Annotated in this window: 17 protein-coding genes and 1 tRNA gene; 13 read left to right on the forward strand and 5 right to left on the reverse strand. The window is 61.2% G+C overall.

All coding sequences use genetic code 11. From position 1 onward, the window contains the following. Positions 1-133 precede the first annotated feature (133 nt). Complete coding sequence (locus ACZ52D_RS04140) at positions 134-970, forward strand: 2-dehydro-3-deoxygalactonokinase (RefSeq protein WP_464442633.1); 837 nt, start codon at positions 134-136, stop codon at positions 968-970. A gap of 25 nt (positions 971-995) precedes the next feature. On the opposite strand, the gene ACZ52D_RS04145 is transcribed toward ACZ52D_RS04140, so the two are convergent. Both ACZ52D_RS04145 and ACZ52D_RS04150 read right to left on the reverse strand, forming a co-directional pair. Further along, positions 996-1,811, reverse strand: coding sequence for a TIGR03084 family metal-binding protein (locus ACZ52D_RS04145; RefSeq protein WP_464442634.1), 816 nt, complete (start codon positions 1,809-1,811; stop codon positions 996-998). Positions 1,812-1,900: 89 nt separating this feature from the next. After that, on the reverse strand, positions 1,901-2,914 hold the full coding sequence (locus ACZ52D_RS04150) for a hypothetical protein (RefSeq protein ID WP_464442635.1): 1,014 nt from the start codon (positions 2,912-2,914) through the stop codon (positions 1,901-1,903). Between the two features lie 331 nt (positions 2,915-3,245). Between ACZ52D_RS04150 and ACZ52D_RS04155 the strand changes: the two genes are divergently transcribed. Further along, entirely contained in the window at positions 3,246-4,559 is a 1,314-nt protein-coding gene (locus ACZ52D_RS04155; protein WP_464442636.1) for a hypothetical protein, read from the forward strand. 92 nt (positions 4,560-4,651) lie between these two features. On the opposite strand, the gene ACZ52D_RS04160 is transcribed toward ACZ52D_RS04155, so the two are convergent. Continuing rightward, on the reverse strand, positions 4,652-5,779 hold the full coding sequence (locus ACZ52D_RS04160; RefSeq protein WP_464442637.1) for a THUMP domain-containing class I SAM-dependent RNA methyltransferase: 1,128 nt from the start codon (positions 5,777-5,779) through the stop codon (positions 4,652-4,654). Positions 5,780-6,054: 275 nt separating this feature from the next. Here ACZ52D_RS04160 and ACZ52D_RS04165 point away from each other — a divergent pair, with 275 nt between their 5' ends. From ACZ52D_RS04165 to ACZ52D_RS04210, 10 genes are all read left to right on the forward strand, one after another. Beyond that, positions 6,055-7,788 (forward strand): ABC transporter substrate-binding protein, encoded by a 1,734-nt coding sequence (locus tag ACZ52D_RS04165; RefSeq protein WP_464442638.1) that lies wholly within the window; start codon positions 6,055-6,057, stop codon positions 7,786-7,788. 166 nt (positions 7,789-7,954) lie between these two features. After that, complete coding sequence (locus tag ACZ52D_RS04170) at positions 7,955-9,019, forward strand: ABC transporter ATP-binding protein (protein ID WP_464442639.1); 1,065 nt, start codon at positions 7,955-7,957, stop codon at positions 9,017-9,019. 7 nt (positions 9,020-9,026) lie between these two features. Continuing rightward, on the forward strand, positions 9,027-10,133 hold the full coding sequence (locus ACZ52D_RS04175) for an ABC transporter ATP-binding protein (protein ID WP_464442640.1): 1,107 nt from the start codon (positions 9,027-9,029) through the stop codon (positions 10,131-10,133). Next, positions 10,133-10,996 (forward strand): carbohydrate ABC transporter permease, encoded by an 864-nt coding sequence (locus ACZ52D_RS04180; RefSeq protein ID WP_420667278.1) that lies wholly within the window; start codon positions 10,133-10,135, stop codon positions 10,994-10,996. Before ACZ52D_RS04175 ends, ACZ52D_RS04180 begins: the two co-directional genes overlap by 1 nt. A gap of 14 nt (positions 10,997-11,010) precedes the next feature. Continuing rightward, on the forward strand, positions 11,011-11,808 hold the full coding sequence (locus ACZ52D_RS04185) for a carbohydrate ABC transporter permease (RefSeq protein ID WP_222455412.1): 798 nt from the start codon (positions 11,011-11,013) through the stop codon (positions 11,806-11,808). Next, positions 11,808-12,086: a DUF2160 domain-containing protein gene (locus ACZ52D_RS04190; RefSeq protein WP_222455413.1), complete on the forward strand. Its 279-nt coding sequence runs from the start codon at positions 11,808-11,810 to the stop codon at positions 12,084-12,086. Before ACZ52D_RS04185 ends, ACZ52D_RS04190 begins: the two co-directional genes overlap by 1 nt. A gap of 144 nt (positions 12,087-12,230) precedes the next feature. After that, positions 12,231-12,626, forward strand: a complete 396-nt coding sequence (locus ACZ52D_RS04195) for a BlaI/MecI/CopY family transcriptional regulator (RefSeq protein ID WP_222455414.1) — start codon at positions 12,231-12,233, stop codon at positions 12,624-12,626. Beyond that, a complete protein-coding gene (locus ACZ52D_RS04200; RefSeq protein WP_464442641.1) occupies positions 12,616-13,761 on the forward strand; it encodes a M56 family metallopeptidase in 1,146 nt (381 codons plus the stop codon). Before ACZ52D_RS04195 ends, ACZ52D_RS04200 begins: the two co-directional genes overlap by 11 nt. A 320-nt stretch (positions 13,762-14,081) precedes the next feature. Continuing rightward, positions 14,082-14,156 (forward strand) — tRNA-Gln (locus ACZ52D_RS04205). 345 nt (positions 14,157-14,501) lie between these two features. Next, the gene (locus ACZ52D_RS04210) at positions 14,502-15,824 is read left to right on the forward strand and encodes an integrase (protein WP_464442642.1); all 1,323 of its coding nucleotides are present in this window, start codon (positions 14,502-14,504) and stop codon (positions 15,822-15,824) included. Here ACZ52D_RS04210 and ACZ52D_RS04215 read toward each other — a convergent pair. Together ACZ52D_RS04215 and ACZ52D_RS04220 are read right to left on the reverse strand one after the other, a co-directional pair. Next, positions 15,821-16,009 (reverse strand): hypothetical protein, encoded by a 189-nt coding sequence (locus tag ACZ52D_RS04215; RefSeq protein WP_464442643.1) that lies wholly within the window; start codon positions 16,007-16,009, stop codon positions 15,821-15,823. The genes ACZ52D_RS04210 and ACZ52D_RS04215 overlap by 4 nt on opposite strands. Then, complete coding sequence (locus tag ACZ52D_RS04220; protein WP_464442644.1) at positions 15,999-16,205, reverse strand: helix-turn-helix domain-containing protein; 207 nt, start codon at positions 16,203-16,205, stop codon at positions 15,999-16,001. Before ACZ52D_RS04220 ends, ACZ52D_RS04215 begins: the two co-directional genes overlap by 11 nt. Before the next feature lie 181 nt (positions 16,206-16,386). On the opposite strand from ACZ52D_RS04220, the gene ACZ52D_RS04225 reads away from it, so the two are divergent. Then, positions 16,387-16,761, forward strand: a complete 375-nt coding sequence (locus ACZ52D_RS04225; protein ID WP_464442645.1) for a helix-turn-helix domain-containing protein — start codon at positions 16,387-16,389, stop codon at positions 16,759-16,761. Positions 16,762-16,768: the final 7 nt, after the last annotated feature.

Below are 16,768 nucleotides of genomic sequence, written 5' to 3' on the forward strand. Positions count from 1 at the left end.
TCAGGTAAGGCGGCAGCAGGACAAGGCAAGTCAAGCAAGCCAACTGCACGTCGCCGGGCTGGAACCTGCCCTTGCCTGCCCCTGAAATTGGCGCGATAAGCGGCTCGCCCCAAGCCGAGGAGATTGACCAGCCATGACAGCTTCGTGCAGCCACATCGTCGCCAATCTGGATGGGAATAAGTTGCAGGTTTGGCGTATCGCCGACGACGGCACGTCAGCTTCAGAACTGGTGGCACTGGCCGACAGCGATGCAGCAAGCCTTGCCGCCGCGCTGCGCAACGCGATGGGCGAGTCTGCAGTTCCGGTGCTTTTGGCAGGCAGCACGCTGGTCCCGCCGGTAGCGGTCCCGGGCAAACCATCAGACCTGCGACCGAAAAAGATCGAGCTGGAGGGGCTGACGGTGCACGCGCTACCGGGCCTTTGCCAAAATGCGCCGGCAGGGGTGATCCTTGGCGCGACCGCGCGCATTGAAGGGTTCTTGCGTCTGAACCCGAATTGGGACGGGGTAATTTGCTTGCCGGGGCCGTTAAACCACTGGGTGCATGTCAGTGCCCGCGAAGTGGTCAGCTTTCAGGGCGCGTTGACTTGGCCCCTGGCACAAAGCCTGGCTGACACCATGCGTCTGGACCGCACTGGCCCCTTTGACCGGTCTGCCTTGACGCAGTCTGCGGCGGACAGTCTGGCAAAACCGGAAACGCTGGCGGCACGGCTGGCTTCGGTGCAGGCCGAAGCAGTGGTGGGGCAGGCCAGCAAGGAAGTTCTGCTGGGCCAATTGTTGGGCACATTGATCGGCGCCGAGCTGGCCGCCGCGCGCCCCTATTGGCTGGGACAGAACCTGGCCCTGATCGCCGAGCCATTGCTGCAGTCTCCCTACGCGGCGGTTCTGGAGGCACAAGCCCTCCCTGTGACCCTCGCCGATCCGGATCGGATGGGCTTGGAGGGGTTGAAGCGCGCTTGGGAGGATCGCTGACTGCCAGACAGCGCAAGGCTATCGCCTATCGCACTGACACCCGGAACCGTGTCCCCGGCTCCGGCGGATCCTCCGGCGGACCTGCGAAACATTGGGCGATCCGCATCCAGGTTGTTGCAGGCTCCCCAAGGACGCGCAGATCCGTATCCGCCACGTTGCGCACCTGGGTTGTCACCTGAGCGAACTCTACCGCGGAGCCAGCAATCGTGGACGTTGCGGCGCTCCCATCCGAAGGCGCATTCCAGTCCCAAATTGCACCGGACGGAGCGGTCAACCGCACATGGGGTGGCGGCTCTGGTATCGTCAGGCCGCGATTGCGGAAACTCCAGCCAAAGGTAACCACCCCCAGATGCACGATGTTGCGGATGCGGTCACTTTCGCACCGCACGAGCCCGAGGTGGTCGAACACCTCTTGGCCATGCGCCCAGGTTTCCATCTGACGCGCCGTGACAGAGCTGAGCGCGCTCATATCCGGGCCAATCCATTTCAGACGTTGCTTCGGGTCAGCTGTGGCAAACGCATCCGCGCAATCTTCCGCCCCCTTTTGCCAGACCTCCAGCAAGGCGCGGCCGGACAGCCCGTCCAGCCAAGGAAACTGACACTCCAGAATGGACTTTCCAGCCTGCATGTCACGCTGCACCGGGGCAATGAAAGATGAAAACGCATCCGCCCCACGCAGTGCTGCCTCGGCAGCTGCGTTGAACAGATGCAAATGCCCCAGAACATGGTCTATGGTCCACCCCTTGAACTGGGTCGGCTCATGGAAGGCTGCTTCGGGCAGATCCGCCAGGATGTTCGCCAGTTCGCGGCTCTCCGTCCGAAAGTCCTCTGCCTGCTGCATCCCGGCTCCCTTTGTTGTCCGTCCCGCTGAGCATAGCGACCTGAAGCCCGCAGCGGAAAGTCGAACCCAACGTCAAAACAGCCGGGCCATTAGCCCTCGGCCATGGCCCGGAAGGCCCGGCTGGCCGCTTCGAAATTGCGGCTCAGAGGGGCCGTCAGGCGACATTGGGCCGAGAAGTAAGCCCCAGTCCGGCAGAGCTGTGCCGCAAACGCCGGGTGCACCCCGGCATCATCTAGGCGACGCACCCGCTCCTGGCTGAGCCACCCGCGTTTCCTGACCTCTTTCTGGATCAGTTGCAGGCGCTGGACGCAGTGCAAGGCGGTATAGGCTGACAGGTATTCCAGGTAGTCGGCAATGTCGTGGCCACAGCCTGGGTCGAAGGTGTCGATCATGATGTCAGCCATCTTGTCCGGCGCGATGGGCCAGGTCTCATCTCCGATCAACCAGGCAAAATCCTCGGCACCGTGGCGCAGTCCCGCATACTCGAAATCGAACCAGCGCACGAAGCCATCCGCACCGATCGCCGCGTTGCCCGCGCGACAGTCCCACTTGAGAAACTGGACCCCGGCACGCTCGACGAAACTGGCGACGCCCGAGACATCAAAGCTATCGGGAACGCCCATTGAATAGGGTTCCAGCGCATCAACCGATCCGACAAAATTGGCAATCCAATCGCGATTGGCGCCGAGATGCGGCAGCATTTCGTGCAACCTCGTCTTCCGGGCCGCGGCCTGAATACGGAAAATCGCCGCACAGGCCTCCGCCGCAAGCTCCAGCCGGTCTTCGGGATCATGTTCAATGATTTCCGTGCTCAGCCGGGTTTCGCCGGTATCCGATTGAAACAGCACATCATCGTGTACCCCCAGAACGCGTGGAATATCGTCGCAATGAGGGGCCAACTGCTCCAGCACATAAGCCTCGAGATGTGTGCGCCGAAAGTTTGCCCGCAGGGTCGCGATTACCGTTCGGTCCGGATAGTGCAGCCGCATCGAGGAGCGGGACTTTCCGCCCGGCGTGGAAATCTTCTGAGGTTCGGCCCCCAATACCGCGCGTGCCGCCTCGGCAATATAGGTCAAGCGTTCATCAAATTTTCCGTCTGCCATGCCCTGCTCTCTTTCTGCGCCAGAAAACCTGTTCTGCGGCGTTTTCCCCGGGAACGCGGTAGCAGATAGAAAACAAAGAAGGCGATATTCCGAAGAATTCTTGGCGCAATCCGGTTCAGACCCGCCGATTCCGCTGTTTCAGGTGACTGCAAACAGTAAACAAAGCGCCCTCCAGGCCAAAGTTGTTTCCAGGACCTCTCTGAATTGCAAAAATTTGGCGGGAATTTTTCGAAAAACTGCCGCTTGCTCACCATTTCCATTAATTCCCTGTCGGGGCGGACCCACTGGAATTGAGCGGTTCGACCACGTTTGTTTATTTTTGGGAGCATACATGGGCTGGGGATTTACGCGATGGAGCGGCAAGCAAGCTTGCGGCGGTGACAGTTACCACAACGGCGGCGTACAGGGCGGAGACTTTGGCCGCTGGTACGACAGCAACCTGTCTGACCACTTTGCCTGGAAAGGCAAAGCGCACAAGAAATGGTGGGATCAGGACCGGCATGGCGACGCGGGTTCTGGTGGTACGAAGGGGACCGCCGACAGCCGCGACGGTGACGGCACCGGCCGCGGTGGAGACAAGAAGCACTGGTGGTGGGAGCGCCACGCGGACGGCAGCGATGGCACGGGTGGCTCTGGTGGTACGGGTGGCTCCGGCGGTACGGGCGATTCCGGCGGCACGGGCGGTTCCGGCGGCACGGGCGGTACGGGCGGCTCCGGCGGTACGGGCGGCTCCGGCGGCACGGGTGGCTCCGGCGGCACGAGCGGCTCCGGCGGTACGGGTGGTTCCGGCGGCACGGGTGGCTCCGGCGGCACGGGCGGTTCCGGTGGTACAGGGGGCTCCGGTGGTACGGGCGGTTCCGGCGGCACGGGCGGTTCCGGCGGCACGGGCGGTTCCAATGGTACGGGCGGTTCCGGCGGCACGGGTGGCTCCGACACCCCGACTGAACCGGGCAAACAGACCGTCTCGTTCGAAATCGGCGGCGACGGCGATCCCAGCGTCACGGTTGAGGTTCAACAAACCACCGAAGGCCATCTGTTCATCAAGATGAAACCCACCAGCTGGGAAAGCGAAGTCGCTGACATCGACGGGCTGTTCTTCAACTTCACGGATGACGCGGTGATGGACGACCTCCACTTCTATCCGGATGAAAACGCCCTGCCCGTCACCGGACACGAGGCCAATGCCAATTCGGTCAACGCGCTGTCCGACGGCACGACTGTCCCGGACACCTTCGACGCGATGGTCCAATTCGGGCAGACACCGGACAGCACGGACGGCGCGGTGCATGACGCCAGCTTCACGCTGTGGTCCGGCCAGCCGCTGTCGCTGGAGGATATCGACCTCAGCAGCATGTCACTGGTGATCAGCAACCCGGATGGCAGCCAGCAGGTTCTGGAAGGTGGCTACGACCCGGCGGTTGCGGCCAGCAGCAGCGACACTTATGCCAACGGCGGTGTCACCGGAGAGGGGTTGAGCAACTGGTACGATGCCAATCTAGCGGACCTCTTCCCCGGCAGCCAGGACGGCGCGACCGACGGGCCGAACACGGACGATATCCTGGCCCTGATGAACCAGCCTGTGGGCGGGACAATGCCCGGTGGCGGCACCGAGGGCAGCGAGGTTCTGCTCGAGGATATCGTCTGATCCGGTAATGACGGCAGATCAGACAACCAAAGGGCGCCAATGGCGCCCTTTTTCGTCTCTTGCAACGTGCTCTTTTCAGGACCGTCCGCCGCTCAAGGCAACGGATCTGTCTTGTAGAGACGTATTTTGAGCCCGCCATGGGCAACCGGCGGCCCGAATGGCAGAAATGGCAACTGGGTTGCTTTGGCGAGGGCCGTGTCGGAGGTGACGATACCCACCCGCCAGCCGGAGAACCGTTCTTTCAGGACCTGCCCCAACGCGCCATACAAGGCGAACAAAAGTTTCTTGTTGCCGATCCGCGCTCCATAAGGCGGGTTCACGATGACCAGCCCCGGTGGGCCAGCCGGGCGCTGCAAATCGCTGACCGCGGCCTGAAGGAACCGGGTGTTTTCGGCAACTCCCGCCCGTTCGGCATTGGCGGCAGCCATCTGGACAGCGCCCGCGTTGCGGTCGGAGCCCTGAAATACCTGATCCACAGCCCGGGCGACCCCCTGCTGCTTCATGTTTTCCCAAGAGGCGGGGTCGAAGCTCACAAGCTGCTCGAACGCAAAATGGCGATTGCGTCCCGGCAGCATCCCGGCGGCAATTTCGGCCGCTTCGATCACGAAGGTCCCGGAGCCGCACATCGGATCGACCACCGGCTCACTGCCCGTGTAGCCACATTCGCGCAGGAACAGAGCCGCTAGGTTCTCCCGCATGGGAGCCTTTCCGACCGCCGATTTATGGCCGCGCTTGTGCAGCCCCTCTCCCGATGTGTCGACGCTGAACACGCAAAGATTGTCTTCGATCCGCAGCTTGACGGTCAGCGCCGCCTCCGCTGCGTCCCTGGTGATCGGCGCGCCCAGGGTTTCGGCGATGGCCTTTTCCACTCTCTGTGCAGCCGCACCGGCGTGGTAGATCTTGGATTTGCGATTGGTCGCAACCTCCACCCGCACCGGCACATCCGCACGCAGCACCTCACCCCAGGGGAATTTTCGGGCCCGCTTGTCCAGCTGGGCCAGGTGAAAGGCACGGAACTCACCGATCCGTGCCAGCACCCGCGCTGCACCGCGCAAGGAAAGATTGGCCCGCCAGACCTCACTCCAGCCGCCCTGCACCGTCACCCCTCCGGGCACCGCCTTGGGCGCGGCAAACCCCAGCTCCCTTGCCTCGTCCAGCAAGGCCTGTTCCAGCCCTGGCGCAACGGTCAGGAAAATCTCGAATGTTTCGTCGTTTCTCATGCCGCCTCCTTAGCCGCAAAGACATGGCACGGCGACTGTTTTCTGCGCAGGCGCTCTGTTGCGAAATGCCCTTAGGTCACCTTGGAAACGCTGCGATGCGGCGAGATCAAGCTGCTTTGCGGCACGACCTTTTGCACAAATATATTCTCTAAAATCAATACCCTACAAGTTACTAAAAATTTAGTTTGACAAGATATCTCCAGATATGAAAGCTCTGTTACAGTCAGGTGCAGCCAATGCACAACTGGCCTTAAGTGACTTTCAGGGAGGAAAAGATGCGCAAGTATCTTTTGTCCGCAGCAGCCGTTTGTGCGGTGGTTGCGGGATCGATTGGTTATGCCGATGAAATGGCAGCCAAGAAATGGATCGATGAGGAATTTCAACCTTCGGTATTGACCAAAGACGAACAGCTGGCAGAGATGCAGTGGTTCATCAAGGCCGCCGAACCTTATAAAGGCATGGAAATCAACGTGCTGTCCGAGGGCATTCCCACGCACAGCTATGAATCGGAAGTGCTTGCCAAAGCATTTGAAGAAATCACCGGCATCAAGGTGAACCACCAGATCCTGGGCGAAGGCGAGGTCGTTCAGGCGGTGCAGACGCAAATGCAGACCAAGCGGAATCTCTATGACGCCTATGTCAACGATTCCGACCTGATCGGCACCCACTCTCGCCTGCAGCTCGCCTACAACCTGACCGACATGATGGAAGGCGACTTCAAGGAGGTGACCAACCCCGGTCTCGACCTCGACGACTTCATGGGCACCCAGTTCACCACTGGTCCGGATGGCGACCTGTACCAGCTGCCCGACCAGCAGTTCGCGAACCTCTACTGGTTCCGCAAGGACTGGTTCGACCGCGAAGACCTGCAGGCCGCCTTCAAGGAAAAGTACGGCTACGACCTGGGCGTCCCGGTCAACTGGTCCGCGTATGAGGACATCGCCGAGTTCTTCTCTGAAGATGTGAAGGAAATCGACGGCACCGCGATCTATGGCCACATGGATTACGGCAAGCGCGCGCCCGACCTCGGCTGGCGCATGACCGATGCCTGGCTGTCGATGGCAGGTGCCGGCTCGAAAGGTGAGCCGAACGGTGTGCCGATCGACGAATGGGGCATCCGGATGGAGGAAGGCTCCTGTAACCCGGCTGGCGCCAGCGTCACCCGCGGCGGTGCTGCCAACGGCCCGGCAGCGGTCTATGCGATCCGCAAGTGGGACGAATGGCTGCGCAAATATGCACCCCCGGGCGCTGCGTCCTATGACTTCTACCAGTCGCTGCCCGCACTGGCACAGGGCAACGTCGCCCAGCAGATCTTCTGGTACACCGCCTTTACCGCCGACATGGTGAAGCCGCGCTCCGAAGGCAACAACACCGTTGACGAGAACGGCAACCCGCTGTGGCGGATGGCACCCAGCCCGCATGGCCCCTACTGGGAAGAAGGCCAGAAGGTTGGCTATCAGGACGTGGGGTCCTGGACCTTCCTGAACTCGACACCGCTGGATCGCGCTCAGGCTGCCTGGCTCTATGCCCAGTTCGTCGTCTCCAAGACCGTGGACGTGAAGAAGTCCCACGTTGGTCTGACCTTCATCCGCGACTCGACCGTAAACCACGAGAGCTTCACCGAACGCGCGCCCAAACTGGGCGGCCTGGTGGAATTCTACCGGTCCCCGGATCGCACCGCCTGGTCGCCGACCGGCATCAACGTGCCTGACTATCCGAAGCTGGCCCAGATCTGGTGGCAGCAGATTGGTGACGTGAACTCCGGTGCCTTCACGCCGCAGGAAGCGATGGACCGTCTGGCCGAAGAAATGGACATCACCATGGCCCGTATGCAGCGCGCAGACGAGCAGGCGAATGTCTACGGCGGCTGCGGCCCCCGCTTGAACGAAGAGAAGGATGCGGAATGGTGGTTCGCCAACGGCGGCGCCAAGCCGAAGCTGGAGAACGAGAAGCCGCAGGGCAAGACCGTCAACTATGACGAGCTGGTTGCCCGCTGGCAGACCCAGTAACGCCGCTCTCGACGGGATGGCCGGGCGCCTGTCGCCCGGCCATCCCACCCAAGGCTGCGGCGGTTCTCCCCGCTGTCGCAGCCACCTCCCCGCTCTCCCCCACGAAAAGACTGCGCGGCCGCTTTCGGCGCGTGAAACAGGCCTCCTGCCGGAAAGTCAAAGCAAGATGGCACTCGAACTCAAGGGTGTGACCAAGCGCGTCGGCGCGATTCAGCATATCAAGGAAACCTCCCTGGTGCTGGAACCCGGTCACTTCAACGTTCTCCTCGGCGCCACCGGCTCCGGGAAAACCTCTCTTATTAAACTGATGGCCGGGCTCGACCCGATGGCCAGCGGCCAGGTGCTGATGGACGGCCAGGACGTCAGCCGCCTGAGCACCCAGAAGCGCAACATCAGCCTGGTGCATCAGTTCTTCATCAACTACCCGCACATGACGGTCTACGACAACATCGCCTCGCCCCTGAAGGTGGCGGGCATGGCCAAGTCGGAGATCGAGGGCCGGGTCGAGGAAGCGGCCGCGATCCTGCAGCTGAAGCCGATGCTGCACCGGCGCCCGCACGAGCTGTCCGGCGGCCAGCAGCAGCGCTGCGCGCTGGCCCGCGCGATTGCCAAGGAAAGCCGCGCGGTGTTCCTGGACGAGCCGCTCGCCAACCTCGACTACAAGCTGCGCGAGGAGCTGCGCGACCAGCTGCCCGAGCTTTTTGCGGGCCGCGGCGCGGTGGTGGTCTATGCCACCTCGGAACCGGAAGAGGCGCTGCTGCTGGGCGGCAAGACCGCGCTGATGGCTGACGGCCGCGTGACCCAGTTCGGCCCCACCGCGGAGATCTACCGCAACCCCGGCAATGTCGATGCGGCGCGTGTGTTCTCCGATCCGCCGATCAACACCGCCGAGATCACCAAGCAGGGCAGCACCGCCCGCATGGGCGCAGGCGTCACCTTCGAGCTGCCCGCCGCGGCCGCGGGGCTTTCTGATGGCACCTACACCATCGCGATCCGCCCGCACCACGTGCTGCCGGTGCAGCACAACGGCGCGCATGTGCAGCTCTCGGGCCAGGTGCAGGTGACCGAGCTCTCCGGCTCCGAAAGCTCGGCGCATTTCGACATCGGCACCGGCAGCTGGGTCTCGCTCGCCCCCGGCGTGCACCCCTACCGCGTCGGCGAGCTGCACGACTTCTACATGGACCCCGCGCAGGCCTACTTCTTTGCCCCTGACGGCAGCCGCGCGGCGTGAGGCAATAATGGCTAAAATCACTCTCTCAAAGCTGCGTCACAGCTATCTTCCCGCGCCCAAGTCCGACTCGGACTACGCGCTAAAGGAAATCGACCTCGACTGGACCGATGGCGGCGCCTACGCGCTGCTTGGCCCCTCGGGCTGCGGCAAATCCACTTTGCTCAACATCATCTCGGGGCTTCTGGTGCCTTCCGAGGGCCGGATCCTGTTCGACGGCAAGGACGTCACCGCCCTGCCCCCGGATCAGCGCAACATCGCCCAAGTGTTCCAGTTCCCGGTGATCTACGACACGATGAGCGTTTACGACAACCTCGCCTTCCCGCTCAGGAACCGCGGCCGCGACGAGGCGGTCGTGCACGAGCGCGTCATGGCCATTGCCGAAATGCTGGAAGTCACCGAAATGCTGGACCAGAAGGCTGCCGGTCTCAGCCCCGACAACAAGCAGAAGATCTCCATGGGCCGCGGCCTCGTGCGCGAGGACGTGAACGTGGTGATGTTCGACGAGCCGCTCACCGTGATCGACCCGCACCTGAAATGGAAGCTGCGCTCCAAGCTGAAGGAGCTGCACCAGCGGGTGAAGGCGACGATGATCTACGTCACCCACGACCAGACCGAAGCGCTCACCTTTGCCGACCAGGTGGTGGTGATGCAGCTCGGCGAGGTGGTGCAGATCGGCACCCCGGTGGAGCTGTTCGAACGGCCCGCGCATACCTTCGTGGGCCATTTCATCGGCTCGCCGGGCATGAACATCCTGCCCTGCGAACTGCAAGGCGGCACCGCCTATTTCGGCGGCCAGCCGGTGGCGCTGGAAGGTCCCGTTCAGGGCGCGGCGGAAGGCAACACCGAGATCGGCATCCGCCCGGAGTTCGTTACGCTGTCTGACAGCGGCCTGCCTGCCACGGTCACCAAGGTCTCTGACATCGGCCGCCACACGGTGGTGGAATGCGAAGCCGCGGGCCAGCGCATCAACGCAATCACCGAAGGCGCCGCACCCGCCAAGGGCAGCGCCGTGCATCTCGCCTTCCGCCAGGACATGACCCGGCTCTACGTGGACGGCTGGCTTGCCACCGTGCCCGCCGCCGGCACCCCCGCCGCAATCGAAGGAGTGGCATGATGAAAACCGAAAACCAGAAAGCCTGGTTCTTTGTGCTGCCGGTGCTGGCGCTGGTCGCCTTCAACGCGCTGATCCCGATGATGACGGTGGTCAACTACTCGGTGCAGGAGACCTTCGGCGACAACGTGTTCTTCTGGCAAGGATTGGACTGGTTCCAGCAGATCCTGCGCTCTGACCGTTTCCACGCGGCGCTTGGCCGCCAGTTCCTGTTCACCTTCCTGATCCTGATCATCGAGGTGCCCTTGGGCATCGCGATTGCGCTGTCGATGCCGCGCAAGGGCTTCTGGGTGCCGGTGTGCCTCGTGCTGATGGCACTGCCGATGCTGATCCCGTGGAACGTGGTCGGCGCAATGTGGAACATCTTCACCCTGCCCGACATCGGCCTTCTGGGTTATTTCCTGAACCACGTGCTCGGCATCTCCTATGACATGACGCAGGATCCGGTCGCGGCCTGGGTGACCATTGTCACCATGGACGTCTGGCACTGGACCTCGCTGGTGGTGCTCTTGGCCTACGCGGGCCTCGTGTCGATCCCCGACGCCTATTACCAGGCGGCCAAGATCGACGGCGCCTCCAACTGGGCGGTGTTCCGCTTCATCCAGCTGCCGAAGATGAAGACGGTGCTGACCATCGCGATCCTGCTGCGCTTCATGGACAGCTTCAACATCTACACCGAGCCCTTCGTGCTCACCGGCGGCGGCCCCGGCAACTCGACCACGCTGTTGTCGATCGACCTGGTGAAGATCGCGCTCGGCCAGTTCGACCTTGGACCCGCAGCCGCCATGTCGCTCATCTATTTCGCAATCACGCTTCTGGTCAGCTGGCTGTTCTACACGCTGATGACCAAGGACGACCTGAACTAAAGGGAGGGAGACCGATGCAGAAACGATCCATCGTCCCCATCGTCTACATCCTGTTTCTCATGCTGCCGATCTACTGGCTGGTGGCGATGAGCTTCAAGACGACCAATGAAATCCTGTCGGGCTTCTCGCTGTTCCCGCAGACCTTCACGCTGGAGAACTACGCCACCATCTTCACCGACCCCAGCTGGTACTGGGGCTATATCAACTCGATCATCTACGTGACGATCAACACGGTGATCTCGGTGGCGGTGGCGCTGCCGGCAGCCTATGCCTTCAGCCGCTACCGGTTCCTTGGCGACAAGCAGCTGTTCTTCTGGCTGCTGACCAACCGGATGGCGCCTGCCGCGGTCTTCGCGCTGCCGTTCTTCCAGCTCTACTCCGCGGTGGAGCTGTTCGACACCCACCTTGCGGTGGCACTGGCGCACTGCCTCTTCAATATCCCGCTCGCAGTCTGGATCCTCGAAGGCTTCATGGGCGGCGTGCCCAAGGAGCTGGACGAGACCGCCTTTGTCGACGGCTATTCCTTCCCGCGCTTCTTCGCGACGATCTTCGTGCCCTCGATCAAGGCAGGCGTGGGCGTGGCAGCCTTCTTCTGCTTCATGTTCTCCTGGGTGGAACTACTGCTCGCCAAAACCCTGACCGCGGTGGCCGCAAAGCCGATCGCCGCCACCATGACCAAGACCGCGTCTTCCGCGGGCTATGAACTCGGCCTGCTGGCGGCAGCGGGCACTCTGACAATCATTCCGGGCGCCATCGTGATCTGGTTCGTCCGCAACTACATCGCGAAGGGCTTCGCGATGGGGAGGGTGTGATGCTTTCATGGATGGCCTGGACCTGGCCCACTGCACTGCTGTTCATCGGAATCTTTACCGCCATCGGCATTCTGATCGTGGCCGAGATCCGGCACCCCGGCGGCGCTGCCCGCAAGGGCGTGCTCGGCCTCACCACCACCCGGGGCGACCGGCTGTTCATCAGCCTACTCGGCACCTCCTACATCTTCCTAGCCTGGCTGGGCCTCGTAGGGATGCCGCTCTGGTGGCCGCTGGGCCTGTCGATCGCCTGGGGCATCTTCTGTTTCTGGAAGGTCTGATATCGGCCAGTTCAGAGCGCCTGCAAACAGTCCTGAGGGCATCCCCTCAGGACACCCCCACTCTCCTAAGAAAATAGTTTGCAACGTTACCCCCTTCCCCTAACATGACCTGAACCTCAGAAAATTGACCGGACCCTCCCCCAGATGCGCAAGAAACACCAAAATTCCCTGCTGACCGAAGTCGAGCTGGAATTCATGACGGTTGTCTGGGACATGGGCGGCGGAACTGTCAGGGAAATCCTGGCGGAGCTGAACAAAGTTCAGGAGCGCGCCTATACGTCGGTCGCCACGGTTCTGAAGATCATGGAGCAAAAGGGCTTTCTCAGCAGTGAGCGCAAGGACCGCTCGCTGGTCTACCGCCCGGCCGTTCCCAAGGCAGAGTATCAGAAAACATCTCTGAAAAACCTTTCGAGCAAGCTCTTCAACGGCGCGCCCGCGGCCATGGTCGCACGGCTGGTCGATGACGAGGATGTGACCGATGAGATGCTCGAGGAGATGCGGGCGCTGTTGGAGGAAAGGCTGGGGGAAAATGCGAACTGATGTTCTGCTGAATGCCTACATAGATCTGAACATTCTGCTGCTGGCGGGAACCGTGCTGTGGCTCTCGGCACGCAGGCTTCTGTCTCGCAGCAGGCTCGCCCGTGCCTACCGACCGCAGCTGCGCCTGCTGAACGGAATGACCTTGCTGCTGGCCTGTTCGCCGTTCCTCCTCCTCGCGTTCACCACCTTCGTCCTTCCCCACCCGCCCAATTTCTCCGACCTCATGGTCTCGCAGTTTCTGCAGGGCAACGTTCGCATGAGCGCGGGTGAGTTCGAGAATCTCCTCGGCTTGCGCGAAGACTTCGTGCGGGATCTCAGCAGCCTGCAGCCAATCTGGGCGCAGCTAGCCGTCTCCGCCTTCGCCGCGGGGGCTCTTTTGTGTTTCGTGCATGTGGCCCTGTCAGTGTGGCGCCTGCACCGGAACCTGACCGACGCCTTCGTCTGGAAGCGGATTGGCCGGGTGCAATTGCTGGTCTCCGACCGCAACAGGGTCGCCTATTCCACACGCGGGTTGTGGCGACGTTACGTGGTGCTCCCAACCGCTCTGCTGCACGAGCCCCACGACCTGAGGCTGACCATCGCGCACGAGCTGCAGCATTTTCGCCAGCGTGACATCGAATGTGAATTCCTGCTGGAAATGCTGCGGCCGCTTCTGTTTTGGAATCCTGCCTTCTATCTGTGGCGACGCGAGGTCCGCTTGCTGCGCGAATTTGCCTGCGATCAAGCGCTGATGGCGCGGCCGCAGTTCGATGTGCGCGCCTATTGCGAATGCTTGATACGTGCCTGCGCCAAGGCCGCGCGTGGCCAAACCCTCTTCACCCATCGCAGCCCGGTCGTGGCACTGGTCGACAGACGCGAAACCCGCCGTGGCGCCTCGCTGCAACGGCGCATCATTGCCGTGACCGCCCGCCAGCCGCAAGCGCCAGCCGCCTTTGGCTGGACCCTGGTGTCCGCCGCGATGACCGTCTTTGTGCTGGCAACCGCGGTTCTGCTTCAACGGCCCGGAGACTGGAGCCACGACCGGCTGATGCTCTCCACCATCGTCAACCTGGAACGCATGGCCAGCCGCAGCAGCCCTCCTGCAGTCGCGGTACGTGCCTTGAACGGTGGTTTTGCAGTCGCTGCGCGCCCCTGACGACGCGGGTCTTGCCGCCGGTTTCCGAAGCGGCAGAACCTCTAATGGCGCGCTAGCGAGGCAACGAACGCATTCCGCGCCCGCCTTCGCATCTTTGCGCACATTCAACCACTTCCGAACCGCTGCCGAGCGCGCGAACGACGCGACCAAAAGTTGCGTAACACACGGAATATACGAACTCTTTTGACCCCAGCGCCCGCCGAAAGGAGTTTTCCACAGGTTTCTTCGCCTGGAACGCAGTGAGAGGTCAAAAAGACGTACTTTTTTTCAAAAAACCTCTTGCACGCCCCCGAAACAAACTTTAGACAGCGCCTCACCGATGGGGTGTAGCCAAGTGGTAAGGCAGCGGTTTTTGGTACCGTGTATCGTAGGTTCGAATCCTACCACCCCAGCCACAGAATTCTAAGCCCGATGCTTTCAGCATCGGGCTTTTTCGCATCTTATCAAATCAAATCAACAACTTAACAGAAAGCCGGAAAACACCCACTTGACCTGAAGTTGAGCATCCCGCAACATTTCCCGCAACAAATCCCGCAACATTTGACCATCGGGCAGCGCTTGGAGATTGAGGATGGATGACCGGGGGCTTAGGCCGCGACACAACCGAAACCCCAGCCGGAGGGAGCGTGCCGCCAATATCGCGATAACGCTCTTTTGCGTGGTTGTAGGCACATTCAACGCCATTGGCCTAACCTTCGCCATTCTGCAACTTTCCGCCATTCTCACATGAGGGGCTGCACTTGGGCGTCGTGAATGACCGGGGCCGCTTCTACTGGGTCAAGCGGGTGCCAAAGCGGTTTGCTGGCCTAGTGCTGGGCGCAGACGGCAAACCGGTCACTCAGGTACGGCAAGCTCTGCACACTGACAACAAAGCTGAAGCAAAGCTGAAAGCGGCGCAGGTTGAGGCCGCCCGAATGGCAGAATGGGAAGCTTTGGCCGCCGCTGACCACGCCAGTGCCCGTGCCCACTATGAGGCTGCCAAAAAGCTGGCGCAGGCCCGGGGCTACCCTTACCTTCCGCTCACGACTTTGGTGGCTGGTGACCCGGCGCACCTCGCCGAGCGCATTATCTCTGTGACAGGCGAAAATTTCACAAGCAAGGCCGCCGCGCAGGCTGTGATTGGCACGGTGCCCGAGGTGTTGCCCACGCTCACAGAAGTGCGGGATGAGTATTATGATCTGACCCGCACCCGCCATCTGAAAAAGACCGAGCAGCAGCTAAAGCGGTGGCGCCAGCCGCGCGACCGCGCCGTGAATAACTTTCTGGATGTGGTCGCTGAGCGGGATGGCCGGAACATACCGATTGCCATGCCGATCAATGAAATTAGCCGGGATGACGCGCTCCGGTTCCGTGACTGGTGGCGGGTTCGCGTTGAGGGCGGCCTGAAACCCGATTCAGCCAACAAGGACTTTGGCCACCTGTCCGAGATGTGGAACACTTGGACCACCTTGAAAAATGTTGGTCTCGCCAACCCCTTTTCAAAGCTTTGGTTCGAGGTGCGCGGACGCAAGAAGACCAAGACTCCGCCGTTCTCTCGCGATTGGGTCAAGAATAAGCTGCTTGCACCGGGGGCGCTGGGTGGCCTCAACGATGAGGCACGCGATATTTTTCTGATGACTGTCAACACCGGCCTGCGCCCCAGCGAGATTACCGATGCCCCGCTTGAGGATTTTGTTCTGACGCACAATGTCCCGCACTTGCGCGTGCGCGAGAATGGGCGTGAGATCAAGGTTGAGCACACCGAACGCGATATGCCCCTGACTGGCGTTTCCCTTGAGGCTGCCCGCCGCATCGTGGACCGGGAAGGCATCAAGCGCTATCAGCACAAAGCAAATTCGTGGTCGGCCTTGGTCAATAAATACCTTGAGAATAACGGCCTGAAAGAGACGCCAAAACATGTGGCCTATTCGATGCGCCACTATGTCGAAGACGCGCTATTAGCCGCAAAGGTTGATGACCGGGTGCGCGCTGATATTTTGGGGCATGAGTACAAGCGCCCGAACTACGGCGAGGGCGGCGCACTGGTGGGCCGTCGTGAGGCATTGGAACTGATTGCGCTTTAAGCGGCGCGGCTGATCTTTTTAGCAAGCTCCATTGCCCTCACCGCCGCCGAAGATTTGCCCGCCAGTGCCTCAAGTTCTTCCTCTATGCGAATGAACGCGGGCAGAAACTCATCGCCATACATGGCAACCAACTGCGCAGCGCCTTCAAGAGCGCGTCGAAAGTGCTTCTCGCGCTCACTCAGCATGGTAAGTCACCCGCAGATCCAGCAGCCCGAGTTTTCGGGTGAAGGTCTGATAGCTCATACCGGCCACCCGGGCCGCCTCAGCTTTGTTTCCGTTGGCCTTGTTCAGTGCATAGCAAAAATAGCGGCGCTCAACTTCCTGCATGACGTGGCTAAGGGATTTGCCCTCAAACTCGTCAGTGTTGCCTTGTGCGTTCATTTCGTGACGCTCGCTCGCAGGATGGATTCACCTCGCAGCGCTCTACTTTAAGCTGCTAAGTACCAATCTATTGGTATTTTACCTAATTGCAATTACTTTTCTCACCTTTTTGGTAGCTTTCCCGCCTGCTGCATTCCGCTATGCTTGCGGTAGAGTTGGAAACACACACAGACGGTAGAAAATGCCCGGAATAGACAAAGAGGAGCAAAAGCGCGTTTGGCAGCGGCGCAAGCAGAACCTCAGGGCGATCATGGCCTTTAAAGGTTGGAAGGACTCCCCCCTTTCCATTGCTGCCGGGTTCAGCAAGAACACCGTCAACACGATGTTGAGCAGTGACACCCAGCCGAAATACGATACGCTCGAGCGCATATGCAAAGTCCTTGGTCTGCATAGCGTATCAATGCTCGACGCTGAGAACCCGGTATCCGAAATCAGGAACGAACTGTACGGGATGGTTCACGGGCTTGGGGAAGATCAGGCGCGTGAGGCGCTTGAATACCTACGGGAGAAATTTCCCGATCTACAGATTGCAGATGAAGAAAAGAATGCAGGCTAAACGCCTG

It is taken from the genome of Leisingera sp. S2M4, assembly GCF_055398055.1.